17 protein-coding genes are annotated in these 14,611 nt (G+C 71.4%); 10 read left to right on the top strand and 7 right to left on the bottom strand.

Going from position 1 to position 14,611, the window contains the following annotated elements; translation table 11 throughout:
- Positions 1-4: 4 nt before the first annotated feature.
- On the bottom strand, positions 5-496 hold the full coding sequence (locus ACFWB8_RS04255) for a PH domain-containing protein (RefSeq protein ID WP_385222253.1): 492 nt from the start codon (positions 494-496) through the stop codon (positions 5-7).
- A gap of 97 nt (positions 497-593) precedes the next feature.
- On the opposite strand from ACFWB8_RS04255, the gene ACFWB8_RS04250 reads away from it, so the two are divergent.
- Genes ACFWB8_RS04250 through ACFWB8_RS04240 form a run of 3 tightly spaced genes read left to right on the top strand, consistent with a single transcriptional unit; the run spans position 594 to position 2,844 of the window.
- Positions 594-1,736, top strand: a complete 1,143-nt coding sequence (locus ACFWB8_RS04250; protein ID WP_385222250.1) for an NADH-quinone oxidoreductase subunit D — start codon at positions 594-596, stop codon at positions 1,734-1,736.
- The gene (locus tag ACFWB8_RS04245; RefSeq protein WP_385222247.1) at positions 1,733-2,683 is read left to right on the top strand and encodes an arylamine N-acetyltransferase; all 951 of its coding nucleotides are present in this window, start codon (positions 1,733-1,735) and stop codon (positions 2,681-2,683) included. The genes ACFWB8_RS04250 and ACFWB8_RS04245 overlap by 4 nt, the downstream gene beginning before the upstream one ends.
- Entirely contained in the window at positions 2,629-2,844 is a 216-nt protein-coding gene (locus ACFWB8_RS04240) for a hypothetical protein (protein WP_385222244.1), read from the top strand. The genes ACFWB8_RS04245 and ACFWB8_RS04240 overlap by 55 nt, the downstream gene beginning before the upstream one ends.
- A gap of 34 nt (positions 2,845-2,878) precedes the next feature.
- Here the strand turns inward: ACFWB8_RS04240 and ACFWB8_RS04235 are convergent, their stop codons facing one another.
- The 4 genes from ACFWB8_RS04235 to ACFWB8_RS04220 form a co-directional block, all read right to left on the bottom strand.
- Positions 2,879-3,910 carry a hypothetical protein gene (locus tag ACFWB8_RS04235; protein WP_385222241.1) on the bottom strand — a complete coding sequence of 344 codons (1,032 nt, stop codon included), beginning with the start codon at positions 3,908-3,910 and terminating at the stop codon, positions 2,879-2,881.
- Positions 3,911-4,008: 98 nt separating this feature from the next.
- Positions 4,009-5,001, bottom strand: coding sequence for a glycine betaine ABC transporter substrate-binding protein (locus tag ACFWB8_RS04230; protein WP_385222239.1), 993 nt, complete (start codon positions 4,999-5,001; stop codon positions 4,009-4,011).
- Positions 5,002-5,089: 88 nt separating this feature from the next.
- Positions 5,090-5,755 carry an ABC transporter permease gene (locus ACFWB8_RS04225; RefSeq protein ID WP_385222236.1) on the bottom strand — a complete coding sequence of 222 codons (666 nt, stop codon included), beginning with the start codon at positions 5,753-5,755 and terminating at the stop codon, positions 5,090-5,092.
- A gap of 2 nt (positions 5,756-5,757) precedes the next feature.
- Positions 5,758-6,444, bottom strand: a complete 687-nt coding sequence (locus ACFWB8_RS04220) for an ABC transporter permease (protein WP_385222233.1) — start codon at positions 6,442-6,444, stop codon at positions 5,758-5,760.
- A gap of 199 nt (positions 6,445-6,643) precedes the next feature.
- On the opposite strand from ACFWB8_RS04220, the gene ACFWB8_RS04215 reads away from it, so the two are divergent.
- Positions 6,644-7,612, top strand: coding sequence for an ABC transporter ATP-binding protein (locus ACFWB8_RS04215; protein ID WP_385222230.1), 969 nt, complete (start codon positions 6,644-6,646; stop codon positions 7,610-7,612).
- A 103-nt stretch (positions 7,613-7,715) separates the two neighbouring features.
- Here ACFWB8_RS04215 and ACFWB8_RS04210 read toward each other — a convergent pair whose 3' ends face one another.
- On the bottom strand, positions 7,716-8,825 hold the full coding sequence (locus ACFWB8_RS04210) for an alpha/beta hydrolase (protein WP_385222227.1): 1,110 nt from the start codon (positions 8,823-8,825) through the stop codon (positions 7,716-7,718).
- A gap of 154 nt (positions 8,826-8,979) precedes the next feature.
- On the opposite strand from ACFWB8_RS04210, the gene ACFWB8_RS04205 reads away from it, so the two are divergent.
- The 6 genes from ACFWB8_RS04205 to ACFWB8_RS04180 all read left to right on the top strand — a co-directional run bounded on the left by ACFWB8_RS04205 (position 8,980) and on the right by ACFWB8_RS04180 (position 13,897).
- On the top strand, positions 8,980-10,830 hold the full coding sequence (locus tag ACFWB8_RS04205) for a phosphatidylglycerol lysyltransferase domain-containing protein (protein WP_385222224.1): 1,851 nt from the start codon (positions 8,980-8,982) through the stop codon (positions 10,828-10,830).
- A gap of 88 nt (positions 10,831-10,918) precedes the next feature.
- Positions 10,919-11,782, top strand: a complete 864-nt coding sequence (folP, locus tag ACFWB8_RS04200) for a dihydropteroate synthase (protein ID WP_385222380.1) — start codon at positions 10,919-10,921, stop codon at positions 11,780-11,782.
- Positions 11,783-11,876: 94 nt separating this feature from the next.
- Entirely contained in the window at positions 11,877-12,263 is a 387-nt protein-coding gene (locus tag ACFWB8_RS04195) for a nuclear transport factor 2 family protein (protein ID WP_385222377.1), read from the top strand.
- Between the two features lie 131 nt (positions 12,264-12,394).
- Positions 12,395-12,754: a dihydroneopterin aldolase gene (folB, locus tag ACFWB8_RS04190; RefSeq protein WP_365924026.1), complete on the top strand. Its 360-nt coding sequence runs from the start codon at positions 12,395-12,397 to the stop codon at positions 12,752-12,754.
- Positions 12,751-13,359, top strand: a complete 609-nt coding sequence (folK, locus tag ACFWB8_RS04185) for a 2-amino-4-hydroxy-6-hydroxymethyldihydropteridine diphosphokinase (RefSeq protein ID WP_385222221.1) — start codon at positions 12,751-12,753, stop codon at positions 13,357-13,359. Before folB ends, folK begins: the two co-directional genes overlap by 4 nt.
- A 52-nt stretch (positions 13,360-13,411) precedes the next feature.
- Positions 13,412-13,897, top strand: a complete 486-nt coding sequence (locus ACFWB8_RS04180) for a DUF3180 domain-containing protein (RefSeq protein WP_385222217.1) — start codon at positions 13,412-13,414, stop codon at positions 13,895-13,897.
- 68 nt (positions 13,898-13,965) lie between these two features.
- On the opposite strand, the gene folE is transcribed toward ACFWB8_RS04180, so the two are convergent.
- Positions 13,966-14,574: a GTP cyclohydrolase I FolE gene (gene folE, locus ACFWB8_RS04175; RefSeq protein WP_385222214.1), complete on the bottom strand. Its 609-nt coding sequence runs from the start codon at positions 14,572-14,574 to the stop codon at positions 13,966-13,968.
- Between the last annotated feature and the right edge of the window lie 37 nt (positions 14,575-14,611).

The following is a 14,611-nucleotide window of genomic DNA, read 5'->3' as shown; positions in this document are numbered from 1 at the left end:
AGGCTCACAGCCCCGCCGACCTTGCCCCGCCGAGCTCGGTCAGCCGGTCGCGCAGCCGCTCCGCCTCGGCGGGCACCAGCCCGGGGATCCGAGCGTCCGAGGCCGCGGCCGCCGTGTGCAGCTGTACGGAGGCCAGTCCGAAGCGCCGCTCCAGCGGGCCCGAGGTCACCTCGACCAGTTGCATCCGGCCGTACGGGACCACGGTCTCCTCCTGCCACAGCACGCCCCGGCTGATCAGCAGGTCGTCGGCGCGCTCGGCGTACCGCCAGGACCGCCACTTGCGGCCGAGCAGCACCCAGCCCCAGACCGCGACGGCGAGCCAGCAGGCCCCGACGGCGGCCCACGCGGGCCCGACGAGCAGGCCCAGCAGGACGGCGGTCACCGCCGTGAGCAGGCCCGTCCAGACCACGAGCAGCAGCCGCCGCAGGGTGAGCAGCCCACCCGGCAGCCCCACCCACACGGGCCCGTTCGTCTCACCGTTCGTCCCGGTTTCCATGCGCCCAGCCTAGGGGGGTGGCGTGTCGGGCGGGCCGGGCTCGCGGCGGATCCGGCCTGCCCGGCACGCCACCCCCGGCGGCTGCGACAATGCCCGCATGACGGAGACCACGGTCGGCATCGGCGGCGCGGCGGAGAGCACCGACATGGTGCTCAACATCGGGCCGCAGCACCCTTCCACGCACGGCGTCCTGCGCCTGCGCCTCGTCCTGGACGGCGAGCGGATCGTCAGCGCCGAGCCGGTCGTCGGCTATATGCACCGCGGCGCCGAGAAACTCTTCGAGGCCCGCGACTACCGGCAGATCGTGATGCTCGCGAACCGCCACGACTGGCTGTCCGCGTTCTCCAACGAGCTCGGCGTGGTCATGGCCGTCGAGCGGATGCTCGGCATGGAGGTGCCCGAGCGGGCCGTGTGGATGCGGACCCTGCTCGCCGAGTTGAACCGGGTGCTGAACCACCTGATGTTCCTCGGGTCGTATCCGCTCGAACTGGGTGGGATCACCCCGATCTTCCATGCGTTCCGCGAGCGCGAAGAGCTCCAGGCCGTCCTGGAGGAGATCTCCGGCGGCCGCATGCACTACATGTTCAACCGCGTCGGCGGCCTCAAGGAGGACCTCCCGGCCGGCTGGCTCGGCCGGGCCCGCGCCGCCATCGCCGACGTCCGCACCCGCATGGACGTCTACGACAAGCTGGTCCAGGGCAACGAGATCTTCCGCGGCCGCACCCGCGGGGTGGGGGTCCTGTCCGCCGAGGCCGTGCACGCGTACGGGGTCTCCGGCCCCATCGCCCGCGCCTCCGGCGTCGACTTCGACCTGCGCCGCGACGAGCCGTACCTCGCCTACGGCGAACTCCAGGACGTCCTCAAGGTCGTCACGCGCACCGAGGGCGACTGCCTGGCCCGCTTCGAGGTCCTGCTGGGCCAGACGCACAACGCCCTCGACCTGGCCGTGGCCTGCCTGGACCGGATGGCCGAGCTGCCGCCCGGGCCGATCAACCAGCGCCTGCCCAAGGTGCTGAAGGCGCCCGAGGGCGAGACGTACGCCTGGACCGAGAACCCCCTCGGGATCAACGGCTACTACCTGGTCTCCAAGGGCGAGAAGACTCCGTACCGGCTCAAGCTCCGCTCGGCCTCGTACAACAACATCCAGGCCCTGTCGGTCCTGCTGCCGGGGCAGCTCGTCGCCGACATGGTCGCGATCCTGGGCTCGCTGTTCTTCGTGGTCGGAGACATCGACAAGTGATCTCCGCACCCCTCGCCGGCTATCTGCGGCGGCTCGGGTTCGCCGGGCCGCCGCGCCCCACCGCCGAGGCGCTCTTCGCGCTCCAGCGGGCCCACCTCGAACGCATCCCGTACGAGAACCTCGACATCCAGCTCGGCCGGCCGCCCGGCATCGATCCCGAGCTGTCCGTGCGCCGCATCGCCGCCGGGCGCGGCGGGTACTGCCTGCACCTCAACGGGGCCTTCTCGGTGCTCCTGCGCGCCCTCGGCTACGACGTGACCCGGCACTTCGCCGCCGTGCACCTCCCGGTGGAGCGGGAGCGGCGCGACGCGACGGGCGACCACCTCGCGCTGACCGTACGGGTGGACGGCGCGGCGTACGTGGTCGACACCGGGCTCGGCGACGGGCCGCACGAGCCGCTGCCGCTGCGCGCGGGCACGTACCGGCGGGGCGGCTTCACGTACCGGCTGGAGGAGCTGGGCGGTCCGGTGGCCGGCTGGCGGTACGTGAACGACGCCGGATCCGCGCCGGTGATGAACTTCCACGCGGGGCCCGCCGACATGGCCGAGTTCGAGGCCGAACACCTGCGGATGTCCACCTCCGCGGAGTCCGGTTTCGTACGGACCCTCGCGCTGCTGCGGCGCGACGCGCGGGGCGTCGACGCTCTGCGGGGGCGGGTGTTGAGCCGGATCGACCCGGTGCGGGGCACCAGCGAACGGGAGTTGGAGACGCCCGGGGAGTTCTTCCGCGTCATCGAGACCGTCTTCGGGCGCCGGATCGACGATCTCACCCCGGCGGACCGGGATGCGCTGTGGGCGCGGGTGGGGCGGGCGCACGAGGCGTGGCTGGCCGGCAAGGCCGACAGGGGCGCCGACGGGGCGGACAAGGGTGCCGGCAGGGCAGACTTGGGGGCATGTCCCACTCCCCCCGCCGGGCCTGCCCCGCATGCGGCCGCGACTGCGCCGTGACCGCCGGCCGGATCGCCCGCCACGACCCCCCGGCCGGGCGCTCCCGCGGCGACCTCGTGTCCTGCCCCGGCTCGCGCGCCCGGGTGGTGCTCGGCGCGTCGGCGCCCGTACTGGACGGCTTCGTACTGCCGCAACACCCGGGACAGCTACCGCTGTTCTAGTGCCGTGACCGGTACGGGGGGGCGCACCCGGGGGCTAGGAGATCGCGGTGCGGAGCTGGGCCACGTCGATCGGTTCCGTCTCGTCGTGGGCCGTCAGGTCGATGACCTGGCCCACCGCACGGTGTTCGGCGGTGGCCTGCTTGAACTCCGGTTCCGCGGCGCCCTGGGCGGATTCGGCCTTGTGGACCGCGAGGACCTCGGCGCCGACCACGTCGGCCAGGTCCTCGTTCTGGACCGACTCGATGACCGCACGGGCCTGCGCCGCGGTCTTGGTGCCGAAGAAGTCGAAGCCGCCCTCGACGCGGGACGCCGGCCGGCGCTGCGGGGAGTACGGGGCCACCGCGGCCGCCAGCCGGCGCGCGGGGACCGCGGCGGCCGGCCCACTGCCGCCGGGCGCGGGCCGGGAGTGCGCCTCCAGGGCCAGAGCGGCCGGAGCCGCCGGCAGGGCGGCCGGGCCCGCCGGAGCCGGGGCGGCCGCCCCGGCCTTGCGGGCCAGCGCCGTCAGGGCCGCGTGGGCGCGGGCGTAGCCGACGGCGGTGGGCGCACCGGCGGAGGTGCGCTCCTCGGAGACGGGCGGAAGTTCCTTGGGCGCGGTGGCCGACGGGGCCGCCGCGGCCTCGATGGCCAGCAGCCGGCGCCGTTCCAGGGCGCTCGCGCGCTCGGTCTCGGCGGTGGCGTACCGGCGCAGCAGGGCCGCGTGCTCGCCGCGCAGGCCCGCGAGTTCGACGCGCTTGGCCCGCAGCTTGGCGTCGAGCTTGCCGCGCAGCACCCGTGCCTCTTCGAGGTCGGACTCGAGCTCGGCTATTCGCTCCTCGGTCCGCCACTCGTCCTTGACCCGCTCGCGCGCGAGCTCCGCCACCCGGCGGCCGGCCGACCGGTCCCAGGAGCGCATGACGACGGCGCCGGCGATCCCGGCGGCCGCGGTCAGGGCCACGAGCAGGCGCAGCGCCATCGGTTCCGCGAGCAGCCAGGCCGCGCCGGCGCTGGTGACGGACACACCGGCTACGGTCGTCGGCGTGAGCAGCCGGTGCAGGGGTTCGGGATTGCGGTGGCGTCCACGGGGCATGGCCTGAAATTTACAGGGCGTGGGCCCGGAGTGGGGTAGCCGTCCGGCAATTCGTTCCCGAGCAGTTACCCCACAATTCTCCGTCAACCCCGCAACGACTACTTCTTGAGCAGGCCCTTGGACTCCAGGTAGGCCTTCGCGACATCCGCGGGCTTCGCGCGCTCCGCGTCCACCTTGCGGTTCAGCTCGACCAGGTCCGCAGTGGTGAGCACCTTGGTGAGCTTGTCGAGCGCGGCCGCGATCTCCGGGGCCCCCGCGTCCTTGGCGTTGACCACCGGCAGGACGTTGTCGGCGTTCTGGAGCTTCTTGTCGTCCTCCAGCAGCACCAGGCCGTAGCTGTCCAGGGTGGCGTCCGTGGTCGTGGTCAGCACCAGCTGGTCGGTGCCGTCCTTGACCGCCTGCTTGGCCTGCGGGGTGCCGACGCCCTTCGGGTCGATACCGGAAATGTCGATTCCGTACGTCTTCTTCAACCCGGGGGCGCAGAAGGGGCGGACGGTGCATTCGTCGCCCGCCGCGATCTTCACCTTGAGACCGGACTTACCCAGGTCGGAAAGGGTCTTGAGGTTGTTCTTCTGCGCGAATTCCCTGCTCACCGCGAAGGCGTTCTGGTCGACCGCCTCACCCGCAGGCAGCGCCTTCAGGCCCAGCGGGCCGGCCAGCTGCTCCAGCGCCGCCACCGTCGCCGCCACGTCGCTCGACGCGACCGGCTTCTCGGCGGGCGCCTTCGAGCCGTTCACCTTGGCGTTGAGGAACTCCGCGAGCGTGGCCGCGTACTCCGGGACCACGTCGATCTCGCCCTTCTCCAGGGACGGCTCGTACAGCTCACGGTTGTTGACCGTGGTGATCGAGGTGGTGTAGCCCGCGCCCTTCAGGACCTGCGCGTACAGCTCGGCGAGCACGTCCGACTCGGTGAACCCGGCCGCGCCGATCACCAGCTTGCCGCCCTTGCCGCCTTCCGCGGAACCGGACGCGGGAGCCGGGGCGCCGCCGCCCTTGCTCTTCTCCAGGCTGTCGCCGCCGCACGCGGTGAGCGAGACGGTCAGGGCCACCGCACCCAGGGCAGCGCCGAGGACGCGCGTGGACTTGCTCATGGTTGTGCTCCTTCAGGCTGAAGAGAAGAGAAGAGAAGAGAAGAGAAAACGGGGACGGGGACGAGGACGCAGAAGGGAGGACCTGACGTCAGCGGGCCGCCGGACGGGGGAACAGCCGGTCCGCCGCGATCAGCGCGCCCTCCACCAGCAGGGCCAGCGCCGCCACCAGGAGGGCGCCCGCGACGACCTGTGGCGTGTTGTACGTGTTGAAGCCGGCCGTGATGATCCGGCCGAGGCCGCCCTGCCCGACCATCGCGGCGATCGTGGCGGTGGCGATGACCTGGACGGCTCCCGAGCGCAGCCCCGTCATCACCAGACCGCGCGCGAGCGGCAGTTCCACCTGCCAGAACAGCTGGCCGCCGGACATCCCCATGCCGCGGGCGGCCTCCACCACGGAGCGGTCCACCTCGCGCATCCCGACGTAGGCGTTGGTCAGCAGCGGCGGTACGGCGAAGAGCACGAGCGCGGCGATGGTCGGCACGTACCCGGCGTTGCGCAGCGGCGAGACCATGAACAGCGCCAGCACCGCGAAGACCGGGATGGCCCGGCCGATGTTGGAGACGTTGACGGCGAGGGTCCCGCCCTTGCCGAGGTGTCCGAGCCACAGGCCGACGGGCAGCGCCACCGCGCAGGCGATGGCCAGGGCGATCCCGCTGACGTACACGTGCTCGCCGAGCCGGTGCCAGACGCCGCTCTCGCCGGACCAGTTGGCGCCGTTCGCCAGCCAGTCCCAGGCCCCTCCCACGACACCCATCCTCAGGACCCCCCGGCGCCGCGGGCGACCCGCGTCCACGGCGTGAGCAGCCGCTGCATGCCGAGCAGCAGCAGGTCGGCCACCAGCGCGAGCAGCACGCACAGCAACGAGGCGGTGAGCACCTGGGCCTTGAAGGAGCTGTTCACGGCCGGGGCGATGAGATTGCCGAGGCCGCCCTTGCCGACGATGGAGCCCACGGTGGTCAGCGCGACCGTGGACACGGTGGCGATCCGCACCCCGGCGAGCAGCGCGGGCAGCGCCAGCGGCAGTTCGACCTGCCACAGCAGCCGTGCGGGGCCGTATCCCATGCCGCGCGCGGCTTCCCGCACCTCCTCGGGAACGGCTTCCAGGCCGGCCAGTACATTGCGGACCAGGATGGTCAGCGAGTACAGCACCAGGCCGGTCACCACCAGCGTCGCCGAGAGCCCGAACACGGGCAGCAGCAGGGAGAACAGGGCGAGCGAGGGGATCGTGTAGAGCAGCGTCGTGATGCCGAGCACGGGGGCCGCCCAGCGGCGGCCGCGGCGGGCCAGCAGCGCGAGCGGCAGGGACACGGCGAGGCCGATCAGCACCGACAGGCCGGTGATCCAGACGTGTTCGACGGTGGCATCGGTGAGTTCCTGGGAGCGGGAGGTGACGTACTCCCAGCACAACCAGTCGTTCGCCACCAGGCAGCTCTGCCCGGCCATGCCGCTCACCCCCTGTCACCGACCCTGCCATCGACCCTGTCATCGACCCTGTCATCGAACGCACGTCGCAGCCGCATGCTCGGCCACGAGTGACCATAACCCCCGCCACCGACAATGGCCGGAATCGTTCGCAGGCACGCAACACTCCCCTTACAAACCCTTCGCCCAAGGGGGCAGGCGGGTAGGGAAGGATGGCTGTGTGATCCGATTCGAGCAAGTGACCAAGCGGTACCCCGACGGGACGACGGCCGTCGCGGACCTGTCCTTCGAGGTGGCGGAGGGCGAGCTGGTCACCCTGGTGGGCCCGTCCGGCTGCGGCAAGACCACGACGATGAAGATGGTCAACCGGCTCATCGAGCCGACCTCCGGCCGGATCCTGCTGGACGGCGAGGACATCGCCGCCGCCGATCCGGTCGAACTGCGCCGCCGCATCGGGTACGTGATCCAGCAGGTCGGGCTGTTCCCGCACAAGACGGTGCTGGAGAACACGGCGACCGTGCCGCAGCTCCTCGGCACGCCGAAGGCCAAGGCCCGCGCGCGGGCTGCCGAGTTGCTCGAACTGGTGGGGCTGGACCCGGCCGTCCACGGGGGCCGCTACCCGGAGCAGCTCTCCGGCGGGCAGCGCCAGCGCGTCGGCGTCGCCCGCGCGCTCGCGGCGGATCCGCCGGTGCTGCTGATGGACGAGCCGTTCGGCGCGGTGGACCCGGTGGTGCGCGAGCGGCTGCAGAACGAGTTCCTGGCGCTCCAGAAGACGGTGCGCAAGACGATCCTGCTCGTCACGCACGACCTGGAGGAAGCGATCCGGCTCGGCGACCGCATCGCGGTCTACGGCGCGGGCACCATCGAACAGTTCGCCAGCCCGGCCGCGGTGCTCGCCGCCCCCGCCACCGAGTACGTGGCCTCCTTCGTCGGCGCCGACCGGGGCCTGAAGCGGCTCGCGGTCACCCCGGTGGAGGCGGCCGACCTGACGGCTCCTGCGCCGCGGGACCAGGACCCCGCCGCGTCGGTGGCGCTCGGGGCTTCGCTGCGCGAGGCGCTCGCGACGCTGCTGCAGGAGGACTCGGGGCGGATCGGGGTCACGGATCCGGCCTCCGGCGCGCTGGTCGGCGTACTCACCCCGGAGGGGGTGCACCGGGCGCTGCGCCGGGCCCAGCTGCAGGAGGCCTGACCGCGGGAGCGCGGGACCCCGGGAACCACGAAGGCCGGCCACGAGGGCCGGCCCTGGGCGGAACGGGGCGGAACGGGGCGGAGCGCCGCCGGGCGCACCAGGCTCAGGCCTGGATGCGCCCGCTCATCCACACCAGCATCGGCGGGATCTCCCGGCGCCACGTGTTGAAGTTGTGGCCGCCGCTGTCGAGGATGATCGACGAGACCCGGTCGGGGCTCTTGACCTTCTTGATGAACTTCCTGGTGTCCGAGATGTTCGGCTCGCCCTTCTCGCTGCTGGTGACGAGGAAGGACGTACCGGTCGGGGTCTTGTGCTCGATGCTGTGCAGGACGTCCGCGCGCTTCTTCAGCTTGTCGTCCCCGTGGAACAGGTCACCGGTCGTCGGGTCGTCCGCCGCGTCGTAATACGCCGACAGGCCCGCGGCCGCGCCGAAGGTCTGCGGGTAGTGCGCGGCGATCTTCAGGGCGCAGTAGCCGCCCGTCGAGTTCCCGATGAAGCCCATGTTCTGCGGCTTCTTGCCGACCCGGAAGGTGTCCGTGATGGCCTGCGGCAGGTCCACGGCGAAGAAGGTCTCCGTCTGCGGCCCGCCCGGTATGTCCACGCACTCGGTGTCACGCGGCGGCGCGATGGTGGGGCGCAGCATGACCAGGATCATCGGCTTCATCTTGCCCGCCTTGGCCTGCTTGAAGGCCGTCATCGGGTAGTTCAGCCCTTTGATCAGGTTCTCGGCGGTGCCCGGGTAGCCGGTCAGCACGATGGACGCGGGGAACGTCTTGTCCTTGTGCTGCGGCTGGAAGTACTCGGGCGGCAGCCACACGTAGCCGGGGCTGGTTATCTTCGACTTCTGGCCGGTTATGGCAACCTTCAGGATCTGACCCCCGACCTGCGGCTTGCCGCCGCCGGGCACGTCCAGCTTCTGCTTGTCGACGACCTTGATGTCCTCGCTGCTCATCGAGTGGTCGATGACCTTGCCGATGGACGTCTCCTGGCCGAGCAGGTCGGCCCAGGACCCGTAGAAGAGGAAGGACTTGTTCGCCGCGAGCCCCACCGCCGAGAACAGCGCCAGCTGAGTGGCCAGCAGGAGGCCGATACGGCCGATCAGCGCGCGCCAGGTGCGGCCCGAGAGCCGCGGCCAGAACCAGACCGTGGCTGCGAACAGCAGCACACCGGCGACAATGGCCAGCGCCAGAACCGTATTACTGGTGAGACCCATGAGCAGTCAGTCGACTTTCTATGGCAGGACTAGATTTTTTCTCGACGGAAGAGTGAACCCGCTCCTCCTCGATGTCGTCCTAGTGGACGCACCACAACTCCGGAGGCTGTCGCGGCCTTCGGCCACATGATCTCTCGCGGAGCAACGGGAAGCGATGTCTAGCAGGATAGATGGCGATAAGTCCGGACAGGTTCCGAAGCGGGTCAGCCGAATCCTCCGGGGCCCACGACCGGAGTCCGTCCCGGGCCTGGTAGGTACGGCCGTCATGATCGTCGGCATGCTGGACATCGCGGCGGGAGTCTTCCCGCGATTCCGGCACAGCAGGATCCACGCGGTCACCGAGGTGCTGCCCGGCTCCCTGGGGCCGTTCGCCGCAGCCCTCTCCATCAGCGCGGGCGTGCTGCTGCTGATGCTCGCGCACGGCCTCAAGCGCCACAAGCGCCGCGCCTGGCGGGCCGCCGTGGTCCTGCTGCCCGCCGGAGCCGCGGCCCAATTTACGTACCGGCACTCGATCCTCGGTGTAGTCATCGCGGCGGTGCTCCTCACGCTGCTCCTGCGCCACCAGGGTGAATTCAAGGCGCTGCCCGACCCGCGCAGCCGCTGGAAGGCGCTGGCCAACTTCGTGCTGATGAGCGCCGGCTCCATCGGGCTCGGGCTGGTCATCGTCAACTCGCACCCCGGCCGCGTCGTCGGCAATCCGGGTATCTCCGAGCAGATCAGCCACGTCGTCTACGGGCTCTTCGGCTTCGAGGGACCCGTCGACTACGCCGGCCGGGTGTCCTGGACCGTCGGCTACTCGCTGGGCGCCCTCGGCATGCTGACCGCGCTGACCACCATCTACCTGGCCTTCCGCCCCGAGCACCCGGCGGCCCGGCTCACCACCGACGACGAGACCAAGCTGCGCGAGCTGCTCACCAAGCACGGCGGCCGCGACTCGCTCGGCCACTTCGCGCTCCGCCGCGACAAGGCCGTCGTCTTCTCCCCCAGCGGCAAGGCCGCCGTCACCTACCGCGTCGTCTCCGGCGTCATGCTCGCCTCCGGCGACCCCATCGGCGACGTCGAGGCCTGGCCCGGCGCCATCGAGCGGTTCATGGAGGAGGCCAAGGCCCACTCCTGGACCCCGGCCGTCGTGGGCTGCAGCGAGACCGGCGGCGAGGTCTGGACCCGCGAGACCGGTCTGGACGCGCTGGAGCTCGGCGACGAGGCCATCGTCGACGTCAAAGACTTCTCCCTCTCCGGCCGCCCCATGCGCAACGTCCGCCAGATGGTCAAGCGCATCGAGCGCAACGGCTACACCACCAAGGTCCGCCGCGTCAGCGAGCTGACCACGACCGAGCTGAAGCAGGTCCGCGGCGCCGCCGAGGCCTGGCGCGGCACCGACACCGAGCGCGGGTTCTCCATGGCCCTGGGCCGGGTCGGCGACGAGGGCGACGGCGACTGCTACATCGCCACCGCGCACCGCGTGGAGGAGGGCGACACCTCCCCGTACGGTGACCTGAAGGCCGTCCTGCACTTCGTCCCGTGGGGCACCGACGGCATGTCGCTGGAGCTGATGCGCCGCGACCGCGCCGCCGACCCCGGCATGAACGAGCTGCTGATCGTGGCCTCCCTGCAGGAGGCACCCGCCCTGGGCATCGAGAAGGTCTCGCTGAACTTCGCGATGTTCCGCGCGGCCCTCGCCCGCGGCGAGAAGATCGGCGCCGGCCCGGTGCTGCGGATGTGGCGCGGCCTGCTGGTCTTCCTGTCGCGCTGGTTCCAGATCGAGTCGCTGTACAAGTTCAACGAGAAGTTCCGCCCCCGCTGGGAGCCGCGCTTCATGGTCTACCGCCAGACCCGCGACCTGCCCCGCATCGGCTTCGCCGTGATGCAGGCCGAGGGCTTCGTGACGCTGGCCCTGCCCCGGCTGTTCGCCAGCCGGCGCCGCCCCAAGCCGGTCCGCACCTGCGCCCACACCCACATGGGCCCGGTCCCGGTCCAGGCCGAGCGCGAGGTGCAGGCCGCGTAGGCAGACGGCCGTCCCGGGCCCCGGCAGCCGAAAGGCTCCGGGGCCCTGTCATATCCAGGTCAGGCCTACCCTTGGACCCATGAACACGATGCGCGGAGCCGCCGACAGGGGCCGGGTCACAGGTCTGCCGGAATGGGACCGCTGCGGAGTCATGGGCGTCGTCAACGTCACCCCGGACTCCTTCTCCGACGGCGGCCGCTGGTTCGACACCACCGCGGCCGTCAAGCGCGGCCTCGACCTCGTCGTCCAGGGCGCCGACCTCGTGGACGTCGGCGGCGAGTCCACCCGGCCCGGCGCCTCCCGCGTCGACGAGGAAGAGGAGCTGCGCCGCGTCGTACCCGTGGTGCGCGGCCTGGCCTCCGAGGGCGTCGTCGTCTCCGTGGACACGATGCGCGCCTCCGTCGCCGCCCGGGCCGTCGCCGCCGGCGCGACGCTGGTCAACGACGTCAGCGGCGGCCTCGCCGACCCCGGCATGATCCCGGCCGTCGCCGCCGCCGAAGTGCCGTTCGTGGTCATGCACTGGCGCGGCTTCAGCGACGGCATGAACAGCCTCGCCGTCTACGACGACGTGCTCGGCGAAGTCACCGCCGAGCTGAGCGCCCGTATCGACGCCGTGGTCCGCGGCGGGATCGCCCCCGAGCGGCTCCTGGTCGACCCCGGCCTCGGCTTCGCGAAGAACGCCGAGCACGACCTGGCCCTGGTCGCCCACCTGCCCCGGCTGCGCGCGCTCGGCTTCCCGCTGCTCGTCGCCGCCTCGCGGAAGCGTTTCCTCGGCCGGGTCCTGGCCGGCGCGGCCGACGCCGCGCCGCCGCCGGCCCGCGAGCGCGACGCCGCCACCGCCGCGGTGTCCGCGATCGCCGCCCAGCAGGGCGCCTGGGCGGTACGGGTCCACGAGGTACGGGCGAGCGCGGACGCGGTTCGGGTGGCCCGCGCCGTGGAAGGGGCTCTGTGAGCCGCATCGACCAAGTAATCGACCGCGAAGGAGCCCAGTGAGCAAAACCGACATCGAAGCGGTCGAAGAGGTCAACACGGCCTTCTACGAGGCCATGGAACAGGGGGACTTCGACTCGCTGTCGGCGCTCTGGCTGGAGGACGAGATCTCCTGCGTGCACCCGGGCTGGCCCGTCCTGTCGGGCCGCGGCGAGGTGCTGCGCTCGTACGCCCTGATCATGTCCCACACCGACTACATCCAGTTCTTCCTCACCGACACCAAGGTGGCGGTCATCGGTGACACCGCCCTGGTGACCTGCACGGAGAACATCCTCAGCGGCGGCCCCGCCGAGGAGGCGGGGGAGCTCGGCCCGCTGGTCGGCCAGCTGGTGGTCGCCACGAATGTGTTCCGACGCACATCGGAGGGCTGGCGGCTCTGGTCCCACCACGGTTCTCCCGTACTCACGGACTCCGACGGGGACGACGAGGAGCAGCCCTCCTGACCCCTCCGGCAGGGTCGGGGGTGTTTCGCAGGTAAATTCGACGACGGACGACGCCGACCGCACTCGGCGCAGGCCCATGGCCCCGGGAAGCCCCGGGTCCGGAAGCACTTACGAAAGCAGGAGTGATTCGCGTGGATCGTGTCGCGCTGCGCGGCCTCAAGGCTCGCGGGCACCACGGCGTCTTCCCCCGGGAGCGCGAGGAAGGCCAGACCTTCATCGTCGACCTGGTGCTGCACATCGACACCCGCCCCGCGGCGGAAGACGACGACCTGGCGAAGACCGTGCACTACGGGGTCGTCGCCGAAGAGGTCGTCGACGTGGTCCAGGGAGAGCCCGTCGACCTGATCGAGACCCTCGCCGAGCGGATCGCCCAGCAGTGCCTCAAGCACGAAGCGGTGGCGCAAGTGGAGGTGGTCGTCCACAAACCGGACGCGCCCATCACCGTCCCCTTCGACGACGTGACCATCACGATCACCCGGAGCCGCGCATGAACAACGGACTGAACGCCCAGAGCGACCCCACCGTCCAGCCGGTACCCGCATCCGTCGTCGAGGCCGTCGACGCCGCGGATGTCACCCTCTCCAACCCCAAGTGGGCCGTGGTCGCGCTCGGCGCGAACCTCGGCAACCGCCTGGAGACCCTCCAGGGCGCCATCGACGCCCTCGGCGACACCCCCGGCCTGCGGGTCAAGGCCGTCTCCCCCGTCTACGAGACGGAGCCCTGGGGCGTGGACCCCGGCTCGCAGCCCTCGTACCTCAACGCGGTCGTCGCCATCAAGACCACCCTGCCGCCGTCCTCGCTCCTGGAGCGCGGCCACGCCATCGAAGAGGCCTTCGACCGCGTCCGCGAGGAGCGCTACGGCCCGCGCACGATCGACGTCGACATCGTCTCGTACGCCGACGTGGTCTCCGACGACCCGGTCCTCACCCTCCCGCACCCCCGGGCCCACCAGCGGGCCTTCGTCCTGGCCCCCTGGCACGACATCGACCCCGAGGCCCTGATCCCCGGCCACGGCCCGGTCTCCGCACTGCTGGCCGAAATCGGCCTGTCGGGCATCACGACGCGCCCCGACCTGGAACTCCGCCTGCCGGAGTAGTCGTTAGCCTGTGGACTGCTGACGGAGTGGTGCCAAGAGCGGGGACGGGCAAGTGAAGCAACTGAGGCCGGCGATCCTGGTCGGCATCTTTTTGATCGCCGGGGTCGTGTCCTGGGCGGGTGCCCGGCTGTGGAATGCGTACGGCAGCCTGCCGGGGGTGCCGCTGGCCGCGCCGATCGTGCTCGCGGTGATCGCCGTGGTGCTCTTCGCGACCGCACTGTCCCTGCGTGCCCGGCTGAAGGCCCAGCGTGAGCGGCGGCCGGGGGCCAAGGGCGTGGAGCCGCTGATGGCGGCCCGCGCCGTGGTCTTCGGGCAGGCCAGTGCCCTGGTGGCGGCGCTCGTGGCGGGGATGTACGGCGGTGTGGGCGTCTTCCTGCTGACGGACTCCCTCGACGTCCCCGCCCGCCGCGACCAGGCCTGGTACGCCGGCTTCTCGGTCCTGGCGGGCGCGGCCGTCATCGCCGCCGCCCTCTTCCTGGAGCACGTACTGAAGCTCCCGGAGGACGACGACACCACGGAAGCCCCGGCCCGCGCCTAGAGGCCCAGGCCGGGCCGGGCCAGGGGTCAGGCCCGGGCCCACAGGCGTGAACGGAAGCTGCACCCGGCTCAGCGGGCCATGATCAGGCTCATGGCCTCGTTACGGGTCGCGGGGTCGCGGAGCTGGCCGCGGACCGCCGAGGTGATGGTCTTCGCGCCGGGCTTGCGCACGCCGCGCATGGTCATGCACATGTGCTCGCACTCGATGACCACGATGACCCCGCGCGGGTCGAGGATCTCCATCAGGGAGTCCGCTATCTGCGTGGTCAGCCGCTCCTGCACCTGCGGGCGGCGGGCGTACACGTCCACCAGGCGGGCCAGCTTCGACAGGCCCGTGATCTTGCCGTCGGTGGACGGGATGTAGCCGACGTGCGCCACACCGTGGAAGGGCACCAGGTGGTGCTCACAGTTGCTCATGACCTCGATGTCCTTGACCAGGACCAACTCGTCATGGCCCAGGTCGAAGGTGGTCGTCAGGACCTCTTCGGGCTTCTGGTACAGGCCGGCGAATATCTCCTTGTACGCCCGCGCCACGCGCGCCGGCGTCTCCAGCAGGCCTTCGCGGTCCGGGTCCTCGCCGACCGCGATCAGGAGCTCTCGGACGGCCGCCTCGGCCCGCTTCTCGTCGAACTCGCCGATCGTGCCCTCGCCACCGGTCAGGGTCACTGGGTCGGTCATCTCTGCCTCGTTCCTGTGTTCCTCGCGGGCACGTGAA

Source organism: Streptomyces sp. NPDC060031 (assembly GCF_042736805.1).
GTDB lineage: Bacteria > Actinomycetota > Actinomycetes > Streptomycetales > Streptomycetaceae > Streptomyces.
This window is presented reverse-complemented; position numbering and strand designations above follow the sequence as displayed.

Coding starts and splice junctions, on each gene's coding strand:
- ACFWB8_RS04255 (WP_385222253.1), bottom strand. CDS start 496: ATGGAAACCGGGACGAACGGTGAGACGAACGGGCCCGTGTGGGTGGGG.
- ACFWB8_RS04205 (WP_385222224.1), top strand. CDS start 8,980: ATGTCTAGCAGGATAGATGGCGATAAGTCCGGACAGGTTCCGAAGCGG.
- ACFWB8_RS04225 (WP_385222236.1), bottom strand. CDS start 5,755: ATGGGTGTCGTGGGAGGGGCCTGGGACTGGCTGGCGAACGGCGCCAAC.
- ACFWB8_RS04240 (WP_385222244.1), top strand. CDS start 2,629: ATGTCCCACTCCCCCCGCCGGGCCTGCCCCGCATGCGGCCGCGACTGC.
- ACFWB8_RS04210 (WP_385222227.1), bottom strand. CDS start 8,825: ATGGGTCTCACCAGTAATACGGTTCTGGCGCTGGCCATTGTCGCCGGT.
- ACFWB8_RS04250 (WP_385222250.1), top strand. CDS start 594: ATGACGGAGACCACGGTCGGCATCGGCGGCGCGGCGGAGAGCACCGAC.
- folP (WP_385222380.1), top strand. CDS start 10,919: ATGCGCGGAGCCGCCGACAGGGGCCGGGTCACAGGTCTGCCGGAATGG.
- folE (WP_385222214.1), bottom strand. CDS start 14,574: ATGACCGACCCAGTGACCCTGACCGGTGGCGAGGGCACGATCGGCGAG.
- ACFWB8_RS04230 (WP_385222239.1), bottom strand. CDS start 5,001: ATGAGCAAGTCCACGCGCGTCCTCGGCGCTGCCCTGGGTGCGGTGGCC.
- ACFWB8_RS04235 (WP_385222241.1), bottom strand. CDS start 3,910: ATGCCCCGTGGACGCCACCGCAATCCCGAACCCCTGCACCGGCTGCTC.
- ACFWB8_RS04220 (WP_385222233.1), bottom strand. CDS start 6,444: ATGGCCGGGCAGAGCTGCCTGGTGGCGAACGACTGGTTGTGCTGGGAG.
- ACFWB8_RS04195 (WP_385222377.1), top strand. CDS start 11,877: ATGGAACAGGGGGACTTCGACTCGCTGTCGGCGCTCTGGCTGGAGGAC.
- folK (WP_385222221.1), top strand. CDS start 12,751: ATGAACAACGGACTGAACGCCCAGAGCGACCCCACCGTCCAGCCGGTA.